A 392-nucleotide genomic window follows, 5' to 3' on the forward strand; every position below is an offset into this window, starting at 1 on the left:
AGTGATAGAGCAAACGGTTTGGCACGATCCCCTCTTGGGTCTGTAGCTCAGTTGGTTAGAGCGCACCCCTGATAAGGGTGAGGTCGGCAGTTCAAGTCTGCCCAGACCCACCAAATTCCCGTAATGCCCGCATTAAAAGGCTCTTCGTATAGTGATTTGTACGTTGTTGCGTTTTGTCGTGTCTCACGGAAATTGATAGCAAGAGGTGAAGTTGCAAAACGATGGGGCCATAGCTCAGCTGGGAGAGCGCCTGCCTTGCACGCAGGAGGTCAGCGGTTCGATCCCGCTTGGCTCCACCATTATTTCGTGTTCCCGCGTTAACGCACCGTTTGTTGTTTTGTGATCATTGATAAGATGTGGCTTTAAAAGCCGTCTTATCACTGTTCATTGAA

At 50.0% G+C, this 392-nt stretch carries 2 tRNA genes; both read left to right on the forward strand.

What is annotated here, in order from left to right:
- Nucleotides 1-36 precede the first annotated feature (36 nt).
- Nucleotides 37-113 (forward strand) — tRNA-Ile (locus tag ACGLWX_RS18335).
- A gap of 110 nt (nucleotides 114-223) precedes the next feature.
- Nucleotides 224-299: transfer RNA gene (locus ACGLWX_RS18340), tRNA-Ala, on the forward strand.
- The last annotated feature ends 93 nt before the right edge of the window (nucleotides 300-392 follow it).

The sequence above is a fragment of the Halomonas sp. HMF6819 genome, from assembly GCF_044335525.1.
Classification (GTDB): Bacteria; Pseudomonadota; Gammaproteobacteria; order Pseudomonadales; family Halomonadaceae; genus Vreelandella.